This window comes from Haloferax sp. Atlit-48N (assembly GCF_003383015.2).
Taxonomy (GTDB): domain Archaea; phylum Halobacteriota; class Halobacteria; order Halobacteriales; family Haloferacaceae; genus Haloferax; species Haloferax volcanii.
The window spans coordinates 133568-154048 of record NZ_CP137693.1; the positions used below are offsets into that span (position 1 = coordinate 133568).

A 20481-nucleotide genomic window follows, 5' to 3' on the forward strand; every position below is an offset into this window, starting at 1 on the left:
TCCCACTACGACCGGGTGTGACACTACCACCCAATAAAGATTGGCGAGGCGGAAGGCGGCGCGTCCGACCCGGCGAGCGGACTCGGTGGTGCGTCAGGTCGACGGGCCGGCGCGGGCGATGGCGAACTCCGTGAGTCCGTGTCGCTCGGCGCAGGCTCGGTCGCCGTCCGCGACGGCGAGAAGGAGCGATTCGAGGTCGTCCGCGTCGGCCTCGCGAGCGTCGAGGTCGATGTCGTCGGGGACCGCCGCGAGGGTGTCCGCGTCACCCGAGAGTTTCACCACCGGGACGACGGGATGGCCGGCCGGCGTCCCCTGTCCCGTGACGTGGAGGATCAGATGCGCGCCCGCGGCGGCGAGGCCGGTCGCGGCCTCCTCGACCCGGGAGGGGGCGTCGAGAATCGTCACCCCGCCGTCGGCGTTCGTGCCGTTCGCGGCGTCCACGTCGCCTCGGTCGTGCCCGGCTCCGACCCGCTCGCCGTACGCCACGACACCCGTGACCGGCGCGTCACCGAGGAACCCCGTCGCCGCGTCGAAGCCGCGGGTCGCCGCCTCCGTGCCGACGCGCGTCGCCCTCGCGGGCCTGCCCGCCGCGTCGAGCAGTCGGTCGGCGGCCGCGCCGCCGACGAGCGCCCGCGTCTCCTCGGGGTGCGCGGCGAACCGTTCGTTGCCGGCGACGACGACCCGCCCGCCGGCCGCCGCGACTCGCTCGACGAACGCGGCGACCAGCGGGTGGGCGTGCCGTCTGGTTGAGTCCGCGAGGTCGTCGACGACGACGCCGACCGTCAGGTCCCCGAGCGTCGCCGCCGAGTCGTCGGCCGCCGCCGTCGAGTCGTCCGCCTCCGCTGGCTCCTGCGGGGCCGCCGACTCGCGGAGGTCGGCGACGGCGGCCGCGCCGCGGTCGACGCAGGCGTCGGTCCCGCCGGCGTCCTGTATCGTGAGTTCGCGGACCGGAAGCCCGCGTTCCTCGACCGCGGCGGCGACGGCGTCGCTGCGGACCGTCTCGCAGCCGAGGCCGACGACGACCGTGCCGGCGACGTTGGGGTTGCCGGCGAGACCGACGAGCGTTCGTTCGGTCTGCTCGGCGTCCGCGCCCAGTTGCCCGCAGCCGTGGTCGTGGGGCGCGGCCACCGCGCCCGGCGAGCGAGCGGCTATCTCCTCGGCGACGACGTGCGAGCAGATGACCGACGGGAGGACGAGCACCCGGTCGCGGATTCCGAGGCGGCCGTCGGGTCGGCGGGAGCCCGAGAACGAATCGCGGCCGGTTCGGTCGGGTCGATCGGGTCGGTCAGTGAGGCGGTTCTCGGTCATCGCTCCGCCTCCGTTGCCGCCACGTCGCCGCGGCCGCGGGTGCTCTCGCAGTTGTGCGTGTGGACCCACTCGCCGGCCGCGACCGCCTCCGTGGCCCGCCCGATGACCTCGCCGTACTTGCGGACCGCCTCGCCCGCCGACAGCGGTTCGAGGGCGAACTTGTGGCCGAACGGAACGTCGTCCGCGAGCGTCACCGTCCGGTCTCCGTCGCGGACCTCGCGGCCGTCGTCGAGGTCTCCGAGCGCCGTCGCCACGCTGTCGCCGTCGGCCAGCACGAGGGCGGCCCCGTCGAGGACGCGGCCCTTCACGCGCCACGCACCTCCGCGAGTTCGCGCGGGTGGACCTCGGTGATGGCGAACTCCTCCATCCGGCGCGTCTCGGCCCCGGTGCGCTTCCCGTCGGCGACGGCGAGCACCTCGTCGAAGACGCGCTCGCCCGCCTCGGCAATCGTCGCATCGCCCTCGACCACTGCCCCGGCGTTCACGTCCACGTTCGCCCGCATTCGCTCCCACGTCCGGGGGTTGCCCGTGACCTTCACCACGGGCGCGACGGGGTTGCCGGTGGTGCTCCCGCGGCCGGTGGTGAAGACGATAATCTGCGCCCCGCCGGCGACCTTGCCGACGACGCTCTCCACGTCGTAGCCCGGCGTGTCCATCAGGACGAGGCCGCCGCCGACCGGCAGGCGCTCGGCGTAGTCGACGATGCCGCGCACGGGGGTCGTGCCGCCCTTCGAGATGGCTCCGAGGCTCTTTTCCTCGATGGTCGTGAGGCCGCCGTCCTGATTGCCGGGCGAGGGCTGTGCGCCCCGGAGGTCGACGCCCATCAGGTCGGCGGTCGCCTCGCGTCGTTCGACGCGGTCGAGCAGTCGACGGCGGGTCTCCTCGTCGGCGCATCGCTCCGCGAGGACGTGCTCCGCGCCGATGAACTCCGGCGTCTCGCTGAACGAGGCGGTTCCCCCGGCCGCGACGAGACGGTCGCAGGCGTCGCCGACGGCGGGGTTGGCGGCGATGCCCGAGGTGGCGTCGCTCCCGCCGCACTCGACGCCGACGACGAGTTCGCTCGCGTCGGCCGACTCGCGGCGGGCGTCCGCGACCGCCTCGTTCAGCGAGTCGAGGGCGGTGCGTCCGCGCTGGAGGGCCGCGGCCGCCCCGCCGACCTCGCGGACCGACAGCGTCTCTACCGGCTTCCCGTCGCGGGCGATTCGGTCGGCGATATCGCCGGCGTCGATGTCCTCGGTTCCGAACTCGACGACGAGCGCCGCGCCGACGTTCGGGTTGCGTCCGACGCCGACCAGCACTCGCTCGGTCTGTTTCCGCGCCGCGTCCGGTTGGCTCGCTCCCATCTGGTGCGGCGTCGCACGCGCCCACGCCCCCGCTTCGGCCGCGACGCCGCGGGCGACGCAGGACGACGCGACCGAGGTCGGAAGGACGGCGACGTGGTTTCGGACCCCGACGCGGCCGCTCTCCCGGCGGTAGCCGGTGAACTCTCGTCTCATACCACGGGATTCGGTAGCGCCCGACAAAGTGGTTTCGTCGGGCGCGGGCGGAACGCTCTTGCGGGCGGGTCGAGTGAGTGAGTCGTATGCGAACCTACGAGGTCAGCCGCATCGACGCGGCCAGAGCGGTCCCGCTGACCGGGACGGTCGACGGGACGGTGTGGGAGCGGGCGAACGTCGCCCGGCTGGACGAGTACGCGTGGGGCGACGAACCCGGCCCGGAGACGACGGTCAGGGCGCTGTTCGACCCGGCGGCGCTCTACCTCCAGTTCCACGTCGAGGACGACGAGATAACCGCCGACGTGACGGAACTGAACGGGCCGACGTTCGAGGACAGTTCGGTCGAACTGTTCGCCACGCCAGAGCCGCCAGACGACGGCTCGCCGGGGCGGTACTGCAACTTCGAGGCGAACTGCTGCGGCGCGTTCAAACTCGCGTGGCAGGAGCCGAACTGGCGCGAGCGCGACATCGGCCGCGACCTCGTCGCACCGACCGACGCGGCGGCCGTCGAGGTCGAGACATCAGTTTCCGGCCCGACGAAGACCGCGTCCCCGGACGACGACACCTGGTGGCTCGCGGCGCGGCTCCCGCTTTCGACGCTCCGGTCGCTGACCGGCCTCCCGCTCGAACTCGACTCGGGGGCGGTCTGGCGCGGGAACTTCTACCGGAGCGGCCTCCCCGACGCGCAGAAGGGGACGTGGAACCGCATCGACCTACCGGAGCCGACGTACCACTCGCCGGAGTTCTTCGGGCGCATCGAGTTCGAGTGAGCGGTCGTCGCCAGTTGGCGAGGCGGGTGGTTATCCCGCGCAAGCCGTGGTGGGTGGTGGCACCGAAACGGCTTTTCGCACGGGTCGCGAACGGCAGCCCATGCGACAGCCGTCAGCGTTAGTCATCGGAGAGACGACCTTCTCGTTCCACGACTTCGAGGAGATGCGACCGCACATCGAGTCCGCCATCGGCGACGCCGCCGCGGTGACCGCGACGACAGACAGGGACGCCCTCGCCGCCCTCGGGGGCTACGACCTCGTCGTGGACTACCTGACCGACGCGACCCTAACAGACGAGCAGTTGGACGGCCTCCTCGGGTTCGTCCGCGACGGCGGGGCGTACCTCGGTCTCCACTGCGCAGCCGACCTCATCAACGTCCACGACGGCGACGGCGGCCTCGACAAACGCGACGAGCCGTTTCCCGACCTCCGCGACCTCCTCGGCGGTCACTTCCTCACCCACCCCGAGCGCTCGACGTTCGGCGTCGAAATCGTCTCCGACCACGCCGTGACAGACGGCGTCGGCGGCTTCGAGGTGTTCGACGAGCCGTATCAGGTCGACGTGGACGACGACGTGACCGTGCTCGCGCGCATGGCCCACCCCGACCTCACCGACTACCCGGTCGCGTGGGTCCGCGAGTACGGTTCGGGGCGAGTCTGTTACGCGTCGCTCGGCCACACCGCCGAGGCCTTCGAGAACGAGGACTACCGGCGACTGCTCCGCAACGCCGTCGGCTGGCTGGTCCGCGACTGAGCGGGTCGACCGCGGCGTCGCCGGCGTCACCGTGTGAACGTTTATCCCGGTCGATTCCGAACGTCGGGGCATGAACCTTCGAGCCGCCGACCTGACCGTGTTCGTGTTCGTCCTCGGCGTCCTGCTCTCGGGGATGTGGCTGGCCCAGCAGTTCGGCATGCAGTGGTCGCCGATGCTGTTCGCCATCGTCGCCGTCGTCGCGGCCGTCTGGACCGTCTACTACCGGTTCGGCGTGGAACCGCGAATCGACGCGAGCAGAGCGGACGACGGGACCGACCGACAGGAGGCCGCTGCCGGCGACGGCGCGGGGGAGTGACCGACCTCACCGAGTCGCACCGCCGGAAAACAGCGTTCTCAGATGCCGCTTCGCCCGCTATCGCTCGCTGAAGTACGGGATAATCTCGTCTTCGTAGTGGCGCATCGTCGTCTCGTAGTCACCGACGGGGATGAGAACGAGGTTGTCGACGCCCGCCTCGCGGAACGCCTCGATGCGCTCGATGGCGCGCTCGGGGTCGCCGGCGACGCAGATGTCGTCGACGGCCTCGTCGGGAATGCGCTCGGCCGCCGCCGATAGCTGGCGTTCCTGTTGCTCGTCGAACGCCATCTGCCACATAACCGGCGTCGACGCCGCGATATCCTCGTAGCCCATGTCGGCGAGGAGCGGCGGCCGGAGCGCGAGGTTCACGCGGTTGCGCTCGATACCGGCCGCGCGGGCCTCGTCGCCGTCGTCGGAGACCGTCGTCGGGACCATGACGGCGCGGTCGATGGCATCGGGGTCGCGGCCGCGGTCCGCGGCCACGTCGAGGACCTTCCGCAGGTCGGCCGCGTACTCGTCGGGCGAGTAAATCCACGGGAACCAGCCGTCAGCGACCGCGCCCGTCAGGCCGCGCATGCTCTCGCCGTAGCCGCCTATCCAGAGCGGCGGCCGCGGCTCCCGTGCGGGCTTCAGCCCCATGTGCGCGTCGTCGAGGTCGAAGTAGTCGCCCGCGAAGGAAAACGGCTCGTCGGCCGTCGAGTTCCACAGGCCGTCGATGACGGCGACGCACTCCCTGAACCGGGTGTACGGGTCGTCCCAGTCGATGTCCGCAACCGGCGCGAAGTTGAACGCCTCGCCGGCCCCGATGCCGAGACCGGCGCGACCGTCCGTCATCCGGTCCAGCGTGGCCGTGACGTGCGCGAGTTCGGTCGGGTGGCGGCGCACCGAGTCTGCGACGCCGGGCATGAGAGTCACTTCCTCGGTGCGCTGGGCTATCGCCCCGAGGACGGAGAACGCCTCCCACGGCGGGTCCACCAGATACTCCTCGGAACCGGTCGGGTGAAACAGGTGGTCCGGGACGGTGACGGTGTCGAACCCGGCCGTCTCGGCTCGGACCGATCGCTGGATGGTTTCCTCGACGTTTCCGTAGCTGACCACTTGACAGCCGAAGCTCAAGCCGCGGCTCGGTGTGCTCGACATCGCGTGTACCGACTGAACGGCGGGATAAATAGCTGCCCCCGAAAGCGGGGAAGTGACGTGTTCGGGGGGTCGAAACGCCGACTTACGCCCGCAGGACCGACGCGTCGAGGTCGTAGTCCGTGAAGTACTCCCGCTCCAGTTCGACGAGTTTCGCGAACAACTCCTGTGCCTCGTCGCGCGAGACGGTGACGAGCGGTTCGTTGAGGAACGCCTGAAACGCGAGGTCGAGGTCGCCCTCGAAGCCCGCGCGGACGAGCGTCTCCTGATTCGTGACGTGGGTTTGCACCATGCTCTCGACCTCGTCGGGCAGGCCGCCCGCACAGAGGGGCGTCACGTCGTCGCCGGAGAGGAGCGCGTTCGTCTCCACGACCGCGCCCTCGGGGAGGCCGTCGACCTGCCCCTCGTTGGGGTAGTTGAGGTGCGTGACGAACGTCCCCTCGCCGGAGAGCGCCCGCATGATGTCGACCGCCTCCTCGCCGGACTCGCGGAACTCGAACGCCGCGTCGCCTTCGAGGTAGCGCTCCATCTCGTCCGGACCCTCGTCGTCGGAGACGCGGGCCGAACTCGGCGTGAGTCGGATGCCGTAGCGCTGGATTACCTCCGGTTCGTCGATGCTCAGATACCACGGGACGAACTCCACGAGGTGACGGTCGCCCGCCGCGCCGAGGACGCCGAAGCGGTCGTAGAGGTCGAAGGCGACCGCCTCGTTGTTCACCCAGTAGGACTCGCCGTCGAGGTCGCCCGGGTCGCGGTCGAAAAGCGGCTTCCGGCGGTCGAGTTCCTCGTCGAGGTACTGGAACACGTCGCGGTCGCGCCACCGCGCCTCGTCGACCCACGTGAAGTGGTTGACGCCCTTGACGTTCACTCGAATCTCGTCGCGGGCGACGTCCTCCGCCTCGTCGATGTAGCGCTCCGCCATGTCGGCGAACAGCTCCTGCGTCTTGAACACCTCGTGGCAGAGCCCGATGGCGTTGATGTCGGGGAACTCCTCGTAGAGCGCCCGCGTGCAGACCGTCATCGGGTTGGTATAGTTGATAACCCACGCGTCCGGGCAGCGCTCGCGGACCGTCGCGGCGATGTCGCGGTACTGCGGAATCGCGCGCAGCGCCCGAATCGCCCCGCCGGGACCGACGGTGTCTGCGACCGTCTGATAGATGCCGTACTCCTGCGGCACGTCGATGTCGTGGACGAACGTCTCGCCCGGCGGGTCCTGAATCGAACAGATGACGAAGTCGGCCCCGTCGAGCGCCTTGTCCATGCTCCGGGTCGCCTCGAACGACCAGTCACCGGCCGCCTCCTCGCGGTCCATCACGCGGTTGCCGAGGAGGGCGTTCTTCGACGCCATCTCGTAGTTCACGTCGTACAGCGTGACGCTCCCCGCGAGGTCAGGACACTGCGCGAGGTCGTTGATGAGCGTGTGGGCCCACCCCTGACTCCCGCCGCCGATGTAGCCGATGTCGATGGTTCGGGACGAACCCGACGGTACAGGCTCCGCCTGCTCCGATAGCTGATACATGTGATAACATATGACGAGACAGGGTCGCAAATAGCTGTCGTTTCGGGAGGTCCGGATGCTCCGTCACTCGGTCAGGATGGTGACCGGTCCGTCGAAGTTGAGGACGACGCGCTGTGCGGTGTCCCCGAACAGCGCCTTTCCGGTCGGCGAGCGCTGTCGGCCGGCGACGTAGACGTGGTCACAGCCGCGCTCGGCGGCGACGCGAATCACCTCGTCCGCGAACTCGCCCTCCTCGGCCACGACGGTGACGGCGTCGTACTCGACGGTTCCGTCCACCGACTCGAACGCCTCGTCCGCTGCCTGCGACGCGAATCGGGTGGCGACCTCCCGCGCGGAGTTCGACTCCAGCGGCGTGTTGGCGGCGTCGCTCATCGCCTGCAACGTCTCGGCGTTCTCGACGATTTCGTCCTCGGTGATCCGCGTGAGGAGTACGAGCGGCGTGTCCGTGCCGGCCGCGATTTGCCCCGCCTCGGCGAGGAGGCGCTCGTTGGAGTCCGTACTGTCGACTACCACTAACGATGACTGCATACCGGTGCCACGGTGCTTTGACGCATAAAACTATCCCGCGAGTCGGAACAGCGCGAGGTCGGTTCGGCGGCGCGGTGAGGAAGGAGACGAGCGGGCGAACGGCCCGATTCAGTTGTCGGCGCGGTACTGCTCGACCGCGTCTTCGTCGATGTCGACGCCCAGTCCGGGGCCCTGTGGCACGTCCACTTCGCCGCCGGTCGGGTCGAACGGCGACTTGAGAATCTCGTCGCGGAGCGGGTTCTCGCTCCGGTCGAACTCGACCATCATCGGGTCCGGGACGTGCCGCGTGTGCGGGTAGTCCGAGACCGAGGCCGCGAACTGGACCGCCGCGGCGAGGCCGACAGCGCTGTTCCAGACGTGCGGCCGGACCGCCACGTTCTCCGTGCTGGCGAGGTCGGCGATGCGACTCGCCTCCGAGAGCCCGCCGCACCGACCGAGATTGGGCTGGACCACGTCGACCGTCCGGTCGTCCACGAGACGCTTGAACTCGAAGCGGCCGTAGTGCGCCTCGCCGGCCGCCAGCGGCACGTCGACGCCGCGTTTGACCTCGCGGTAGCCCGAGAGGTTCTCCGGCGGGACGGGCTCTTCCATCCACGTGATGTCGAACTCCTCGATGGCCTTCGCGGTTCGAATCGCCTGTCGCGGCCGGTAGTTCCCGTTGATGTCGACCATCAGTCGCGCGTCGTCACCGAGGAGTTGGCGGGCGGTTCGAACCCGCTCCACGTCGGAGTCCGTGCCGGTGCCGATTTTTATCTTGGCCGCCGAGAAGCCCTCGTCGACGGCGTCTCGAATCGGCGCGGCGATGTCGCGGTCCGCCTCGGTGAAGTACATCGTCGAGGCGTAGGCCGTGAGCGTCTCGCGGGGCGTCCCGCCGAGGAGCCGGTGGATGGGTTTGCCAGTCGCCTTGCCGACGAGGTCCCACAGGGCCACGTCGATGCCGCTGAGGGCGCTCTGGACGAAGACGCTCCCGCCGAAGTGGTACGGGTCAGTGTACGACTCCTCGGCGAGCCGCCGCACGTCGAAGGGGTCCATCCCGACCACGTCGTCGCGGAAAAACTCGTCGACGACGGGCGCGACGACGCTCCCCGGCGCGAACGCCTCGCCCCAGCCGACCTCGCCGGTGTCGGTGTCGACGCGGATGAGCGTCGTCGCCCTGTCGTGGCCGAACCCGCGCGCGTCGCCGAGGCCCTGCCCGTCGGGCAGGCGGTGCGATATCGGGATGACTTCGATGTCGGTTACGTGCATGAAAAGTGTACCACGGAGAGACGCATTATAGCTTGTGCAGACGGCGAACGCGGCGCGGCGGACGAGACGAGAGCGACGAAGAACCTTCGAATCGCCGGCTCAGTCCCCGTCGTAGTGGAACTCGGTCCACGGCCCCTCCTCGAAGGGGTAGTCGTCGAGCACGTCGAGGTTCACCTCGACGCCAAGCCCCGGCGCGTCGGACAGCGAGAGGACGCCGTCCTCGACGGTGGGTTGACCCTCGATGATGTCGAACGCGAGGTCGAAGGGGTACATGCCGAGGTCGGTGTCGGCGTCGAGGAGCGGGTCGTCCTCGAAGACCGGATATTCGAGAAGCGACACCTCGGGCGCGGCCGCGACGAGGTGCGCGTTCGCCAGCAGGCCGACCCACGTCCCGAAGTTGTGCGGGACGAACTCCACGTCGCGGCCGACGCAGGACTCGACCGCGGGACGACAGCCGGTGTAGCCGCAGTGGTGGCGAACGTCGCCCTGGAGGAAGGCCACCGCACCCGTCTCACCGAGCGCGACGAGTCCGTCTGGCGTCGGTTCGCTCTCGCCGCCGGCCAGCGGCGCGCCCGTCGCCGCGAGGTCGACGTAGCCCGCGTGGTCGTCCGGCGAGACCGGCTCCTCGACCCAGTAGCAGTCCCGCTCGGCGGCGAAGGTGACGAGGTCCTCGACCGTCTCGCGGTCGTAGCCGTCGCGAATCTTCCACCACGTGTGCACGTCGAGCATCACTTTCATGTCGCCCGCAATTTCGGAGAGTAGTTCGATAGTCCGGCGGTCCCCGTCGGGACCGATGCCCGGTCGGTACTTGTAGCCGAAGAAGCCGAGGTCGCGGATGGTCGCCGCCTGTTCGGCGTAGCCCTCGGGTTCCATGTACATCCCGGCGCTCGCGTACAGGGGCATCTCCGTCGTCGGGTCGGTGCCGTAGTCGTCGGCGAGCAGTTCGTAGATGGGCGCGCCGACCTGCTTCCCGCGGATGTCGTACAGCGCCACGTCGAGCGCCGAAATAGCCTCGTGGCGGAGTCGGTCGGGCAGGTCGGTGTCGCGGAGTATCGCGTGGGCGTCTTCGACTTCCTCGATTGGCTCGCCTTCGAGCGCGTCGGCGACCGCACCGTTCACCACGTCCGCGAAGGTCCCCTGCGAGTCGCCCTCGAAGTACTCCCGCATCGCGGAACTGCTCGCGCCGGCGGTGGCGATGCCGCGGGTGCCGTCGGCCGACTCGACGACGACGAGCACCACGTCGCGTTTGAGCAGGCGACGGGTGCCGCCGTGGAAGGGGCGGTCCTGCGGCGGTTCGATGGGTGACGAGAGAGCGTAGCCGCTGATAGTCGCGATTCGCATATCTCAACAGACTCGGCCATCACGATAAAACTCCGCCTCGCAAGCGGGACTCGGGGAGGGAGCGGAGACAACCGGGAGAGAAAGGCGGCGCGCTACTGGAAGACGTCGGCGGCGAACGGGTAGAGGTCGTCGAGGGCGACGCGTTCGTTGCGCCGGCCCGACTCGTAGGCCGCCATGGTGATGAGCACCGCCTTGAGGCCGTCGCGGGCGGTCGCGGGCGGCGTCTCGCCGGTCTCGATGGCGTCGAGGAACGCGGTTCCCTTGCTCAGCCACCGCTCGTAGCCGTCGTAGGGGTGGTGTTCGGTCCCCTCGTCGTCGATGACGTAGCCGGTGCGGTCGTCCCACTCGTGGCCTTCGAGGTATATCGCGCCCTCGTCGTCCCAGATGTGGACGTGCTCGCGGGTCCGCGCGACGACGCCCGTGTCGGAGACGTTCGCAACCGCTCCCTCCGCGAACTCGATAATGATGGAGGACTGGCGGTCGAACACCTGCTCGTCGTCGTGGAAGTCCACGTAGGCGTTGACGTGGGTCGGCGTGAGGCCGGTCGTCCAGAGGATGGCGTCGATGACGTGCGTGCCGACGTTCAGGAGGTGGCCGCCGCCGCTCAACTCGGGGCTCATCCGCCAGTCGTCTTCCTTCTCGTAGTAGGACTGCCAGTCGTGAGTCACCTCGCCGGTGATAAAGCGCGGGACGCGGTCGCCGTCGGCCCACTCGTCGCGGGCGCGCTTGTAGGCCGGATTGAAGTGTCGCTGGTAGCCGACCATCACGGTTTGGTCGCTCGCCTCGGCGCGGGTCGTGAGTTCGTAGGCCTCCTCGGCGTCGGTCGCGAGCGGCTTCTCGCAGAGGACGTGCAGGCCGCGGTCCAACACGGCCGAGGTCTGTTCGTAGTGGAGGCCGTTGGGCGTCGCGACAGCGACGGCGTCCATCGGGGCCGAGTCGAGGAACGCCTCGAACGACCGGTAGCGGTGCGCCTCGGGAACGTCGAAGGAGTCACCGACCTCGGTGAGGCCGTCGGGGTCCACGTCGGAGATGGCGACGAGGTCCGACCGGGGGAGTTCGACGAACTGTTGGCAGAGCCGACGACCGAGGCTACCGAGGCCGACGACGCCGACGGCGATTGGAGACGGGTCTGTCTGACGCGGCATGGATGCGATTACAGAGATAGGGCAGATAACTGTTGTGACGGTCGTCGGGCGCGCGACCCCCCTGTCCGAAGATTTTATGCGCGAGTGCCCGGTGGTTCGGGTATGCCACTCGCAGAGAGCGGTGTGCGCGAGCACCTGCGCGGCGTCGCCGCCGGGCTCCTCACCCCGTTCGACGACGACCTCGACATCGAACACGACGAACTGGCAGCGAACGCGACGACGCTCTACGACGGGGGAATCCGCACGTTCCTCGCGTCGGCGAACATCAGCGAGTACCACTCGCTGACCCGGCAGGAACGCGTCGATGTGACGGCGACGGCGGTCGACGCGCTCCCGTCAGACGTGTGCGTCCTCGCCGGCGTCGGCGGGAGCACGGCGAGCGCGCGCGAACTCATCGACGCCTACGACCGCATCGGCGTCGACGGGATGATGATAATGCCGCCGGACCACACCTACGTCCACGAGCGCGGCCTGCTTCGCTACTACGAGAAACTAGCCGAGGCCTCGACGGCCCCGCTGGTGCCGTACGTGAAGGGGTTTAACCCGTCAATCAACTATCTCCGTGACCTCGCGGGACTCGACGGCGTGGTCGGCATCAAGTACGCCATCGAAGACGCCGTAAAACTCGGCGCGGCCGCCAGCACCACCGGCGACGACGTGGTCTGGGTGGACGGCCTCGCGGAGCCCTTCGCCGTCTCGTTTTGGAACGAGGGCATCGAGGGGTTCTCGGCGGGCGTGAGCAACTTCCGCCCGGAAGTCGGCCTCGCGCTGTTCGAGGCGCTCACCGAGGAGAACTGGGGGCGCGCCCGCGAGCTTCGAAACATCTGTCTGCCCTACCAGAACTTCCGCGACCAGACCGGGCAGAACAACAGCCTCGACGGCGCTATCAGCGTCCCAGCGGTGAAGAAGGGGCTCGAACTGGCCGGCCTGCGCGGCGGGGAAGTCCGCGAGCCGATTCGGTCGCTGTCGGCCGACGACGAGCGCCGCGCCGAGGAACTGTACGACCAACTCGACGACGACATCGAACGTCTCATCGACTGAGTGGGGACGACAGAAGACGCCGACGACCGACAGCGGCGAGAGCGACGGCCACGCACGAGGTCGAGTGCGTCGCTATCGGCGCGGAGAGTGACGACTGAACCGACGGTTCAGCGACGAGACGGCCGGCCTGCGCACCGCGGGCCGGACCGGACAGCCACCAGTATCTCGCGCGACCCAAATATTCATCACCCGAGACGCGGGGTATGTTGGCATGCGCGAGTTCGAAGCGACCGCCGAGGCGACTCGGCCGCCGACGTGGGCGCACAAACAGAGAGCGCTGTTCGACCTGACCGCCGACGCGGTCGACCGGTTCGTCGCCGACTACACCGGACCCGACGGAGAGCCGTTCTGGCCGCCGGACGACCACGTGGGCGTCGACGGCTTCGACGACGTGGTCGAGGGATTCTACAACTGGCCGCTCGTGTACGCGATGGGCGGCGACGAACGTCTGCTTGACCACGCCCGCCGCGTGTACGAGGCCGCGCTCGAACGCGGCGCGGAGACCGAGACGCCGTTCGGCCATCCGATGGTCGTCGACGAGTTCGAACAGTGCCGCGACTGGTTCCACCTCGGGGAGGGCAACCTCTACACGTACAACATGGGCCTCGCCGCGCCCGACGACGAGGCGGTCGTCGACCGGGCGAAGAAGTTCGCGGAGCTCTACACCGCCGACTCGGAGGCGAGGAACTACGACGCCGACGAGCGGGTGGTTCGCGGGCCGATGAACGGGAGCATGGGCCCGGAGTTCTGCGACTTCTCCGCCTACGAACACCACCCCTACGGCGCGGACTACCGCTGGGCCAGACACGGCCTCCCGTGGCGGGACTTGGAGTTCGACGAGGCCGCAGACCTCCTCGACCCGGCGAACGAAGAGCGCCTGTTCGAGGTGTTGAACGAGCGCTGCGCGAAGGGCGACATCCCGCTGAACCTCAACATCACGAGCCTGATGACGAACGCCTACCTCCACACCGGAGAGGAACGCTACCGCGAGTGGGTGACCGACTACCTCGGCGCGTGGCGGGAGCGGACGGCCGAGAACGGCGGTATCATCCCCGACAACGTCGGGCGCTCCGGCGAAATCGGTGAGTACACCGACGGCTCGTGGTACGGCGGCTACTACGGTTGGTCGTGGGGCGGGTGGCACTACGTCGGCATCGGGCCGACGGTCGCCGCCGAGAACGCGGTCCTGCTCGAAGGCGACCGGGAGTATCTCGACTTCCCGCGGTCGCAGCTCGACGTCCTCATCGAGAACGGCATCGAAGTCGCCGAGGACGACGTACACAGCACCCTCCACATCCCGCACAAGTACGGCGGCGAGGGCGACTACCACTACGACGCGTCGGGCGTCCTCACGGAGGACGACGGGGAGGTACTGTGGCGGGACGGCTGGTACGAGTTCCAGCCGCACACGGACGACCCCTACGCGGTCCACCTCTGGTATATGTCGATGCGCGACGAGGACCGAGACCGGATTCGTCGGCTCCGCGACTGGGGGACGCAGGACTGGCGACGCGTCGACCCGCGGGCGAAGACGAAACACGGCGACGGCCACGAGTACGCGTGGCTCGCCTATCTCGACGGGGAGTTCCCGGACTACCCGGACCGAATCCTCGACGCGACGCGCGAGCACGTCGACGAGCGACTGCGGCTGTTCGACGCCGAGGGGAACGAACCGACGACCGTGGACGAGGACTACCTCAGGGACCGGAACCCGGCGTTCCACAAGGCGCTCCTCCAACTCACGATGGGCGCGCCACAGCCGGTCTACTACGGCGGCCTCGTGATGGCCCAAGTGCGCCACTTCGACGCCCGAAGAGAGCGGCCGGGGCTCCCGTCCGGCGTCGCCGCGCTCGTGGAGTCGGTGACGAGCGACGGCCTCGAACTGACGCTCGTCAACACCGGCGCGAGGCGGGAGGAGGTCGTCGTCCAAGCCGGCGCGTACGGCGAACACCGGTTCACCGCGGTCGAGACCGACGGGGCGGAGCGCGGTGTCGACGACGGCGCGGACGACTCCGACAGCGCGAGCGACGGGGAGGACAACAGCGCGGACGCGCTCCGGGTCCGACTCCCCGCCGGAAGCCGGATGTCGATTCGCGCCGGCCTCGACCGCTTCGTCGACGACCCGAGTTACGACCACCCGTGGTCGGAGACGGAGCCGTAAGCGACACGCCGACCGGGCCGCGCCGGGTTCGGAAGGCGCGTACGAGGACGGGAAAAGCGTCGATTCGTTCCCGTCACGGGAACGACAGTAGTCGTCGCGTGGCATCTCAGTATTCGAGAGGGCGACTGAAAAGCCTCGAAACCGATGATTAGCTATCAGGTCGCCCTGCGACGGAAACACCGGGAGAGACGGTGTTCCCGTGTTGGGAATTATTAATCGAGATATATTCTACGAGTCCGGAGCGAGGGCCGTGGGAGGAGCTACCAGACACAGATTACACCCATACGTCTGTAACGAAAATGGGTCGGGAAATCGGGTCAGCATCTCGTAGTTCGTCGGCTCCGAACGCAGGAGTGGCTGATTCGTCGCTGATAGCCGTTCTTCTTCGATTATACACATTGTTCCCTTTGAGGGAACGGGCTTTGCGCGTGAACGAGGACCGCAGTCACGAGTGGTGAGAGAATTTATCACCGGGGGCGAACACTATGGCGCATGCCCACACGAGTCACCGTCTGGAACGAGAACGTCCACGAACGGGAGGAACCGGCCGTTGCGGAGCGGTATCCGACGGGAATCCACGGAACCATCGCGGCGCATCTGGAGGGACCGGACCGCGAGGTACGAACGGCGACGTTACAGGAACCCGAACACGGCTTAGACGAGGCGACGCTGGACGCGACGGACGTGTTGGTCTGGTGGTCCCACTGCGCCAACGACGAGGTGACAGACGCCGTCGCGGAGCGCGTCGTCGACCGCGTCCACGAGGGGATGGGCTTCATCCCGCTGCACTCTGGGAAGAACTCGAAGCCGTTCACGCGACTGATGGGGACGACCTGCAACATCAAATACCGCCACGGCGGCGAGCGCGAGCGGGTGTGGGTCGCGGACCCCGGACATCCCATCGCCGACGGCCTCGACGAGCAGTTCGTCATCCCGGCAACGGAGACCTACGGCGAGCCCTACGACATCCCTGAACCCGATAGAACCGTCTTCATCTCGTGGTTCGAAGGCGGCGACGTGTTCCGCTCGGGCGTCTGCTACCGCCGCAGTCGCGGACGAATCTTCGCCTTCCGACCGGGCCACGAGGAGTATCCCATCTTCCACCAAGACGAGGTCAAACGCGTCATCGACAACGCCGTCGAGTGGGCGACGCCGACCGAGGGCGCGTCGGTGCGGTGGGGGAAGACCGACCCGCTCGAACACGTCGAGGAGTGAGCGGAGCGGCGCGCGTCGGCGCGGAGACTGTTCCCCACTGAAGAACGACGACCACAACTGCTGCTGAACGAATTCGCTCTTTGGTCACTGGGAGAACTGGGAGGATGTTCGACCTCGGGGTTGAGCAGCGGGACGGCCACACATACCAGATTTAGATATATATTTGAAAATTGGTAATTCAACGTAGAACAGCAACAGGAGGCTACGACGTGCTCGCGGTGGGGTTCCACCGTGAGCCGACAGTCCGCATCAGCCATCCGCCGATTCGACCGCACCCCAGACCGAACATGGAGGCGAGACAGACGACGACCCCGCCGGCGAATGCGAAGAACGCGACTCTGGACAGCGGCCACGCCACCGTCGTTCCCGTCGTCACCGCGAATATGACCAGTTCTAGAACGCCGCCAAGAAAACCGGCGTAGAGTCCGGCGGCGTCCGAATCCACCGAGCGGACCGCGGCGACGACTCCCGCGGTGACCGCCCCGAATATCATCATCCCGGCACCGACGGTCGCCTCCGAGTTCGGGAACCAGTTCACCACGGCACTGATGGGAAGCGAGGCTATCGCCCCGACGAGCGCGGCGTTCCATTCCGGAGAGAGGGCACTGAAGCGGGGAATCGAGACCATACGCACGTATGTAAGGCGGCTAAGAAGTCATATATTTGGCGGGGTTTGACCGCGGGGGTCGAACTGTACTCGGCGTCCGGGCCGTTCGTGGTACTGTTCGCAGACTGTGGGGCCGGCGATGACGACAGGACCCTCGGAGCGATAAATATCATAAGTAGTAGATGAATATAATCTATAAAGTATTTTGATATATTGTAATCGGGGGGTTCGGTTCCGACGCAAGAGATACTACGATGCCCGCAGGACGTGTTTCATGGCAGACAGTACAACAGTCGACGAACTGGTCGTCACGAAGCTTTCCGACGCAACCTCGACAGCACTCGAAGGCGGTCGCACGGAGTCGGTCGAACTACGCGGCGTGTCGGTCACGCGAGCGACGCTGGAGCCGGGGTGGGGAGCGGAAGCCGACCGCGACGGAACGGAACCCGACTACTGTCAGAACGCCCACGACATCTACGTCGTCTCCGGGACGCTCGGTCTCGAACTGGACGACGGGGCGCGGACGGAGATTGCCGCCGGCCGTGCCGCGACCATCCCGCCGGGGCATCGCGGCTGGACGGTCGGAGACGAGCGACTCGTCTATCTGGAGTTCGACCCGAGCGAGTAACCGTGACTACCATACCGCCGGTCCGCGTAGCCTCCCGACGAGATGTCCCGATTCGTGGCGGCCGCGTGCCAGCTAGACTCCCGAGACGACAAGGCGGCGAACGTGGAGCGGGCGCTCGGCCTCCTCGACGAGGCCGCGGCCGACGGCGCTGATTTCGTGGCGTTCCCGGAGATGACGACCTTCATCGGCCCGGAAGAGCGGTTCGCAGAGGTCGCGGAGGCGCTGGATGGCCCGACGATACAACGGTTCTCGGAGAAGGCCCGCGAGCACGGCGTCTTCGTCCACACGGGCAGTTTCTTCGAGCGGATTCCGGACAGCGACCGAGTCTACAACACGTCGGCGCTCATCGGCCCGAGCGGCGAGGTGCTCGACACCTACCGGAAGGTCCACCTGTTCGACATCGAACTCGACGGCAGCGTCGAACACCGCGAGTCCGACTACGTCGCCCCCGGCGATAGGCCGGTGACGGTCGATACCGACCTCGCGACGTTCGGCCTCTCTATCTGCTACGACCTCCGGTTTCCGGGGCTCTACCGGGCGATGGCGCAGTCCGGCGCGAACGTCCTACTCGTCCCGTCGGCGTTCACGATGCACACCGGAAAAGACCACTGGGAGCCGCTCCTTCGCGCCCGCGCCATCGAGAATCAGGCGTACGTCATCGCGCCCGGCCAAATCGGGGACAAGCCGTCGTGGGTCGAGACCTACGGCCGCACGCTCGTCGTCGACCCGTGGGGGAACGTGATTTCGAAGGCGCGGGACCGCGAGGAAGTCGTCACGGCGACCATCGACCTGTCGCACCTGGACGAGATTCGCCGCGACATGCAGACGCTCCAGCACGCGCGACCGGACGTGTACGAGCGGTCGGAGAAGTGAGGACAGGACCGCGGACCCGGCCCGATTAGCTCCCGCCGAGGACGCGCTTGAACAGCGTGAACGTGAGCAGGGTGAAGAACAGCCCGTTCAACATCCCCTGACTCGCCGCGAGCACCCGCGCCGCCGGCCCGAGCGGGTTGATATCGCCGTAGCCGACCGTGCTGAAGCTGATGTAGCTGTAATAGACGTTGTCGAAGAGCACTTCCATCGTCGTTTTGTCGACGGCGGCGGGGTCGAAGACGCTCCCCGCCTGCGTCAGGAACGGCCCGCCGAGGGCGTAACACAGCCCGAACAGCGCCGGGAGGAGGAACGTGAACGCCGCGATTCGCGGGAGTCGGTTGCCGTAGCCGCAGGTGACCTGCATGAGCGTGTTCAGCCCCACGCTGGCGACCTTCTTGCCGCGGGCCCACGTGTTCAGCGAGTACTCGTTGAGGATGATGTCGAAGTTCTTCTGGCGGTTGTAGTAGTAGCGCTTGAACTCGAACTCGCGGCTCGCGGGGGTGTCACCGACGGCGTTGGCGCTGTCCTGCGCCTTTCGGTACGTTTCTTCGATGATATCGGGCGTCAGTTCGACGGCGAACTGGCCGGTCGCGCCGTTGCCGACGAAGTCGTGGATGGTCCAGTCGTTGCGTTCGAGATAGCCGTGGTGGTCGCTGAAGTCGAAGCGGTCGAACTCGGTGAGGCAAAAGCGGAAGTGGTCCAAAAGCTGGTGTTCGTTGCCGTCGCCCTCCAGCGTCAGGTCGCCGATGGTCGCGCGGGTGAGGTCGTACGGCGTCGGCTCGCCGGAGCCCTGCGAAATCGTGCCGCCGTCAAGCGTCGCGTCGGTGAAGTCGAGGTAGGTGTCGCGGTCGCCGACGAGCACGCGGAAGCGCGCCGTCTCGAAGTCCGACTGCCGGAAGTCCGCCCGGTCGTGGAACGTCGTCTCCCAGAACGACGCGCTCGTGAAGTTCGCGGCCTCGAACTCCGCGCCGGCCTCGAAGGTCGCCTCGTTGAACGAGGCGTTGGCTTCGAGATGTTGCAGTTCGCCCTGGAAGAACGCCCCGCGGAAGGACGCGAGGCCGCGGAACGTGGCGGCGTTGAATCTCACGTCCTCTTCGAATCGGGCCTCACCGAACCGGGCGTTCGATTGGAACTCGACCGCCTCGAACGAGGCATCGGAGCCGAACGTCGCCTCCTCGGCGACGACGGCGTCGTGGAACTCGCTGTCGTCGAAGTTCGCTTGCCCGCCGAACGACGCCAAAGAGAGGTCGAACGCGCCGTCGACGCGGAGGCGATAGCAGTCGGTGCGGGCGGTGAACGTCGCGCGGTCGAAGCTGACCGCGCCCTTGAACACGGCGTCTTTGAAGTCCGAATAGCGGAATCGCGCGAGTTTGTAGTCGGCTTCGCCCTCGAACGTCGCGCCCTCGAACGTCACGTCGTCGTGGGTCGTCCGGCTGCCGCCGTTGAACTCGACGCCGCGGAACTCGGCCAACTGCATGAATCGGGCGTTTGCGAAGCTCGCGTCGTCGTCGAACCGCGCCTCGTCGAAGTCGGCCATCTCGTCGAAGCGGACGCCGTCGAACCGCGCGTCGCCCTCGAACTCGACGTGTTCGAAGTCCGAGCCGGCGGTGAACCGCGCGCCGTCGAACGTCACGTAGTCGAAGATGGCCTGTCTGAAGCTCGCGTCGTCGCGGAACGTCGCGTCCGCGAAGGTGATGTGGTCCTCCAGAACGTGACTGCTCCCGCTGGTCTCGACGTTTCGGAAGCGCGCCGTGCCGTGGAACGTGGCGTCCGCGAAGCTCGTGTCGCCCTGAAACACCGTCTCGTCGCACCGGACCTCGCCGCGGAAGGTCGCCCCGGAGAAGCGAACGTCCTGTTCGAACGTCGCCTCGTCGGCCGTCACCGCGCCGGTCACGGTGACTTCCCGGGCGTCCACGTCGCCGGTGACGACCGCCTCGTCGAGTTTGAGGCGGTCGACCGTCGCCTCGCGGAGAATCAACCCTTGGTCGAGGCGGCCGTGGGTGAGATCCAAGCCCTCGATATCGGCGTGCTGGAAGTTGAGGACGTGGTTCGTCGCGCCGTTGATGTCCTGATAGGTGAGCGAGAGATGCGGGAGGTCCGCGCCGACGTACTCGTTGACGCGGGTGTCGGGCGACTGGAGGTTCGCCCGGAGTTCGTCGACGATGTCGTCGCCGGTCACGTCGAGCGATGCGCGCTCGTCGCGGCTCATGTGGAACACGCAGAACTCGCTTTCGGGGTGGGCTTCGTGCGGACACTCCCACGTCGTCTGGAGGTGGGCGTCGGTCTGCACCGACGGGTCGAACGTGTACCGACACGACGAAGAGGACATCAGCGCCGGCGTGGACTCATTTCTCGACATGGCTGGGAAGGGGCGGATGGCTGGGGAGGGGCGGACGGC

At 67.8% G+C, this 20481-nt stretch carries 19 protein-coding genes; 8 read left to right on the forward strand and 11 right to left on the reverse strand.

Annotated elements, in window-relative coordinates; all coding sequences use genetic code 11:
- Nucleotides 1–93: 93 nt before the first annotated feature.
- The 3 genes from DEQ67_RS18480 to DEQ67_RS18490 are packed head-to-tail and all read right to left on the reverse strand — an operon-like array spanning nt 94 to nt 2803.
- A complete protein-coding gene (locus DEQ67_RS18480) occupies nt 94–1308 on the reverse strand; it encodes a UxaA family hydrolase (RefSeq protein WP_115861402.1) in 1215 nt (404 codons plus the stop codon).
- Nucleotides 1305–1616, reverse strand: coding sequence for a UxaA family hydrolase (locus tag DEQ67_RS18485; protein ID WP_008612426.1), 312 nt, complete (start codon nt 1614–1616; stop codon nt 1305–1307). Before DEQ67_RS18485 ends, DEQ67_RS18480 begins: the two co-directional genes overlap by 4 nt.
- Nucleotides 1613–2803 carry a UxaA family hydrolase gene (locus DEQ67_RS18490; RefSeq protein ID WP_115861404.1) on the reverse strand — a complete coding sequence of 397 codons (1191 nt, stop codon included), beginning with the start codon at nt 2801–2803 and terminating at the stop codon, nt 1613–1615. Before DEQ67_RS18490 ends, DEQ67_RS18485 begins: the two co-directional genes overlap by 4 nt.
- 86 nt (nt 2804–2889) lie before the next feature.
- On the opposite strand from DEQ67_RS18490, the gene DEQ67_RS18495 reads away from it, so the two are divergent.
- From DEQ67_RS18495 to DEQ67_RS18505, 3 genes are all read left to right on the forward strand, one after another.
- Nucleotides 2890–3573, forward strand: coding sequence for a carbohydrate-binding family 9-like protein (locus DEQ67_RS18495; RefSeq protein ID WP_115803626.1), 684 nt, complete (start codon nt 2890–2892; stop codon nt 3571–3573).
- Between the two features lie 100 nt (nt 3574–3673).
- Nucleotides 3674–4327 carry a ThuA domain-containing protein gene (locus DEQ67_RS18500; RefSeq protein WP_115803625.1) on the forward strand — a complete coding sequence of 218 codons (654 nt, stop codon included), beginning with the start codon at nt 3674–3676 and terminating at the stop codon, nt 4325–4327.
- A 70-nt stretch (nt 4328–4397) separates the two neighbouring features.
- The gene (locus tag DEQ67_RS18505) at nt 4398–4643 is read left to right on the forward strand and encodes a hypothetical protein (RefSeq protein WP_115861406.1); all 246 of its coding nucleotides are present in this window, start codon (nt 4398–4400) and stop codon (nt 4641–4643) included.
- Between the two features lie 57 nt (nt 4644–4700).
- On the opposite strand, the gene DEQ67_RS18510 is transcribed toward DEQ67_RS18505, so the two are convergent.
- The 6 genes from DEQ67_RS18510 to DEQ67_RS18535 form a co-directional block, all read right to left on the reverse strand.
- Nucleotides 4701–5783: an LLM class flavin-dependent oxidoreductase gene (locus DEQ67_RS18510; RefSeq protein ID WP_115803623.1), complete on the reverse strand. Its 1083-nt coding sequence runs from the start codon at nt 5781–5783 to the stop codon at nt 4701–4703.
- An 82-nt stretch (nt 5784–5865) separates the two neighbouring features.
- On the reverse strand, nt 5866–7299 hold the full coding sequence (locus DEQ67_RS18515) for a glycoside hydrolase family 4 (protein ID WP_115861408.1): 1434 nt from the start codon (nt 7297–7299) through the stop codon (nt 5866–5868).
- A gap of 63 nt (nt 7300–7362) precedes the next feature.
- The gene (locus tag DEQ67_RS18520) at nt 7363–7812 is read right to left on the reverse strand and encodes a universal stress protein (RefSeq protein ID WP_004041197.1); all 450 of its coding nucleotides are present in this window, start codon (nt 7810–7812) and stop codon (nt 7363–7365) included.
- Nucleotides 7813–7935: 123 nt separating this feature from the next.
- Nucleotides 7936–9072, reverse strand: a complete 1137-nt coding sequence (locus tag DEQ67_RS18525) for a mandelate racemase/muconate lactonizing enzyme family protein (RefSeq protein ID WP_115861410.1) — start codon at nt 9070–9072, stop codon at nt 7936–7938.
- A 99-nt stretch (nt 9073–9171) separates the two neighbouring features.
- A complete protein-coding gene (locus tag DEQ67_RS18530) occupies nt 9172–10413 on the reverse strand; it encodes a mandelate racemase/muconate lactonizing enzyme family protein (RefSeq protein ID WP_115891587.1) in 1242 nt (413 codons plus the stop codon).
- A gap of 92 nt (nt 10414–10505) precedes the next feature.
- Nucleotides 10506–11558: a Gfo/Idh/MocA family protein gene (locus tag DEQ67_RS18535; protein WP_115891586.1), complete on the reverse strand. Its 1053-nt coding sequence runs from the start codon at nt 11556–11558 to the stop codon at nt 10506–10508.
- 102 nt (nt 11559–11660) lie between these two features.
- On the opposite strand from DEQ67_RS18535, the gene DEQ67_RS18540 reads away from it, so the two are divergent.
- From DEQ67_RS18540 to DEQ67_RS18550, 3 genes are all read left to right on the forward strand, one after another.
- Nucleotides 11661–12599 (forward strand): dihydrodipicolinate synthase family protein, encoded by a 939-nt coding sequence (locus tag DEQ67_RS18540; RefSeq protein WP_049922017.1) that lies wholly within the window; start codon nt 11661–11663, stop codon nt 12597–12599.
- A 211-nt stretch (nt 12600–12810) separates the two neighbouring features.
- Nucleotides 12811–14760, forward strand: coding sequence for a hypothetical protein (locus tag DEQ67_RS18545; RefSeq protein ID WP_115891585.1), 1950 nt, complete (start codon nt 12811–12813; stop codon nt 14758–14760).
- Nucleotides 14761–15252: 492 nt separating this feature from the next.
- A complete protein-coding gene (locus DEQ67_RS18550; RefSeq protein ID WP_115891584.1) occupies nt 15253–15975 on the forward strand; it encodes a ThuA domain-containing protein in 723 nt (240 codons plus the stop codon).
- 202 nt (nt 15976–16177) lie between these two features.
- On the opposite strand, the gene DEQ67_RS18555 is transcribed toward DEQ67_RS18550, so the two are convergent.
- Nucleotides 16178–16603, reverse strand: coding sequence for a DUF5518 domain-containing protein (locus DEQ67_RS18555; RefSeq protein WP_004041190.1), 426 nt, complete (start codon nt 16601–16603; stop codon nt 16178–16180).
- 253 nt (nt 16604–16856) lie between these two features.
- Between DEQ67_RS18555 and DEQ67_RS18560 the strand changes: the two genes are divergently transcribed.
- Together DEQ67_RS18560 and DEQ67_RS18565 are read left to right on the forward strand one after the other, a co-directional pair.
- Nucleotides 16857–17210, forward strand: a complete 354-nt coding sequence (locus tag DEQ67_RS18560) for a hypothetical protein (protein ID WP_006600061.1) — start codon at nt 16857–16859, stop codon at nt 17208–17210.
- A gap of 42 nt (nt 17211–17252) precedes the next feature.
- Nucleotides 17253–18083 (forward strand): carbon-nitrogen hydrolase family protein, encoded by an 831-nt coding sequence (locus tag DEQ67_RS18565; protein ID WP_004041188.1) that lies wholly within the window; start codon nt 17253–17255, stop codon nt 18081–18083.
- Nucleotides 18084–18108: 25 nt separating this feature from the next.
- Here the strand turns inward: DEQ67_RS18565 and DEQ67_RS18570 are convergent, their stop codons facing one another.
- Entirely contained in the window at nt 18109–20412 is a 2304-nt protein-coding gene (locus tag DEQ67_RS18570) for a pentapeptide repeat-containing protein (protein ID WP_115803614.1), read from the reverse strand.
- Nucleotides 20413–20481: the final 69 nt, after the last annotated feature.

Coding starts and splice junctions, on each gene's coding strand:
- DEQ67_RS18480 (WP_115861402.1), bottom strand. CDS start 1,308: ATGACCGAGAACCGCCTCACTGACCGACCCGATCGACCCGACCGAACC.
- DEQ67_RS18490 (WP_115861404.1), bottom strand. CDS start 2,803: ATGAGACGAGAGTTCACCGGCTACCGCCGGGAGAGCGGCCGCGTCGGG.
- DEQ67_RS18495 (WP_115803626.1), top strand. CDS start 2,890: ATGCGAACCTACGAGGTCAGCCGCATCGACGCGGCCAGAGCGGTCCCG.
- DEQ67_RS18500 (WP_115803625.1), top strand. CDS start 3,674: ATGCGACAGCCGTCAGCGTTAGTCATCGGAGAGACGACCTTCTCGTTC.
- DEQ67_RS18505 (WP_115861406.1), top strand. CDS start 4,398: ATGAACCTTCGAGCCGCCGACCTGACCGTGTTCGTGTTCGTCCTCGGC.
- DEQ67_RS18510 (WP_115803623.1), bottom strand. CDS start 5,783: ATGTCGAGCACACCGAGCCGCGGCTTGAGCTTCGGCTGTCAAGTGGTC.
- DEQ67_RS18515 (WP_115861408.1), bottom strand. CDS start 7,299: ATGTATCAGCTATCGGAGCAGGCGGAGCCTGTACCGTCGGGTTCGTCC.
- DEQ67_RS18525 (WP_115861410.1), bottom strand. CDS start 9,072: ATGCACGTAACCGACATCGAAGTCATCCCGATATCGCACCGCCTGCCC.
- DEQ67_RS18530 (WP_115891587.1), bottom strand. CDS start 10,413: ATGCGAATCGCGACTATCAGCGGCTACGCTCTCTCGTCACCCATCGAA.
- DEQ67_RS18535 (WP_115891586.1), bottom strand. CDS start 11,558: ATGCCGCGTCAGACAGACCCGTCTCCAATCGCCGTCGGCGTCGTCGGC.
- DEQ67_RS18540 (WP_049922017.1), top strand. CDS start 11,661: ATGCCACTCGCAGAGAGCGGTGTGCGCGAGCACCTGCGCGGCGTCGCC.
- DEQ67_RS18545 (WP_115891585.1), top strand. CDS start 12,811: ATGCGCGAGTTCGAAGCGACCGCCGAGGCGACTCGGCCGCCGACGTGG.
- DEQ67_RS18550 (WP_115891584.1), top strand. CDS start 15,253: ATGCCCACACGAGTCACCGTCTGGAACGAGAACGTCCACGAACGGGAG.
- DEQ67_RS18555 (WP_004041190.1), bottom strand. CDS start 16,603: ATGGTCTCGATTCCCCGCTTCAGTGCCCTCTCTCCGGAATGGAACGCC.
- DEQ67_RS18560 (WP_006600061.1), top strand. CDS start 16,857: ATGGCAGACAGTACAACAGTCGACGAACTGGTCGTCACGAAGCTTTCC.
- DEQ67_RS18565 (WP_004041188.1), top strand. CDS start 17,253: ATGTCCCGATTCGTGGCGGCCGCGTGCCAGCTAGACTCCCGAGACGAC.
- DEQ67_RS18570 (WP_115803614.1), bottom strand. CDS start 20,412: ATGTCCTCTTCGTCGTGTCGGTACACGTTCGACCCGTCGGTGCAGACC.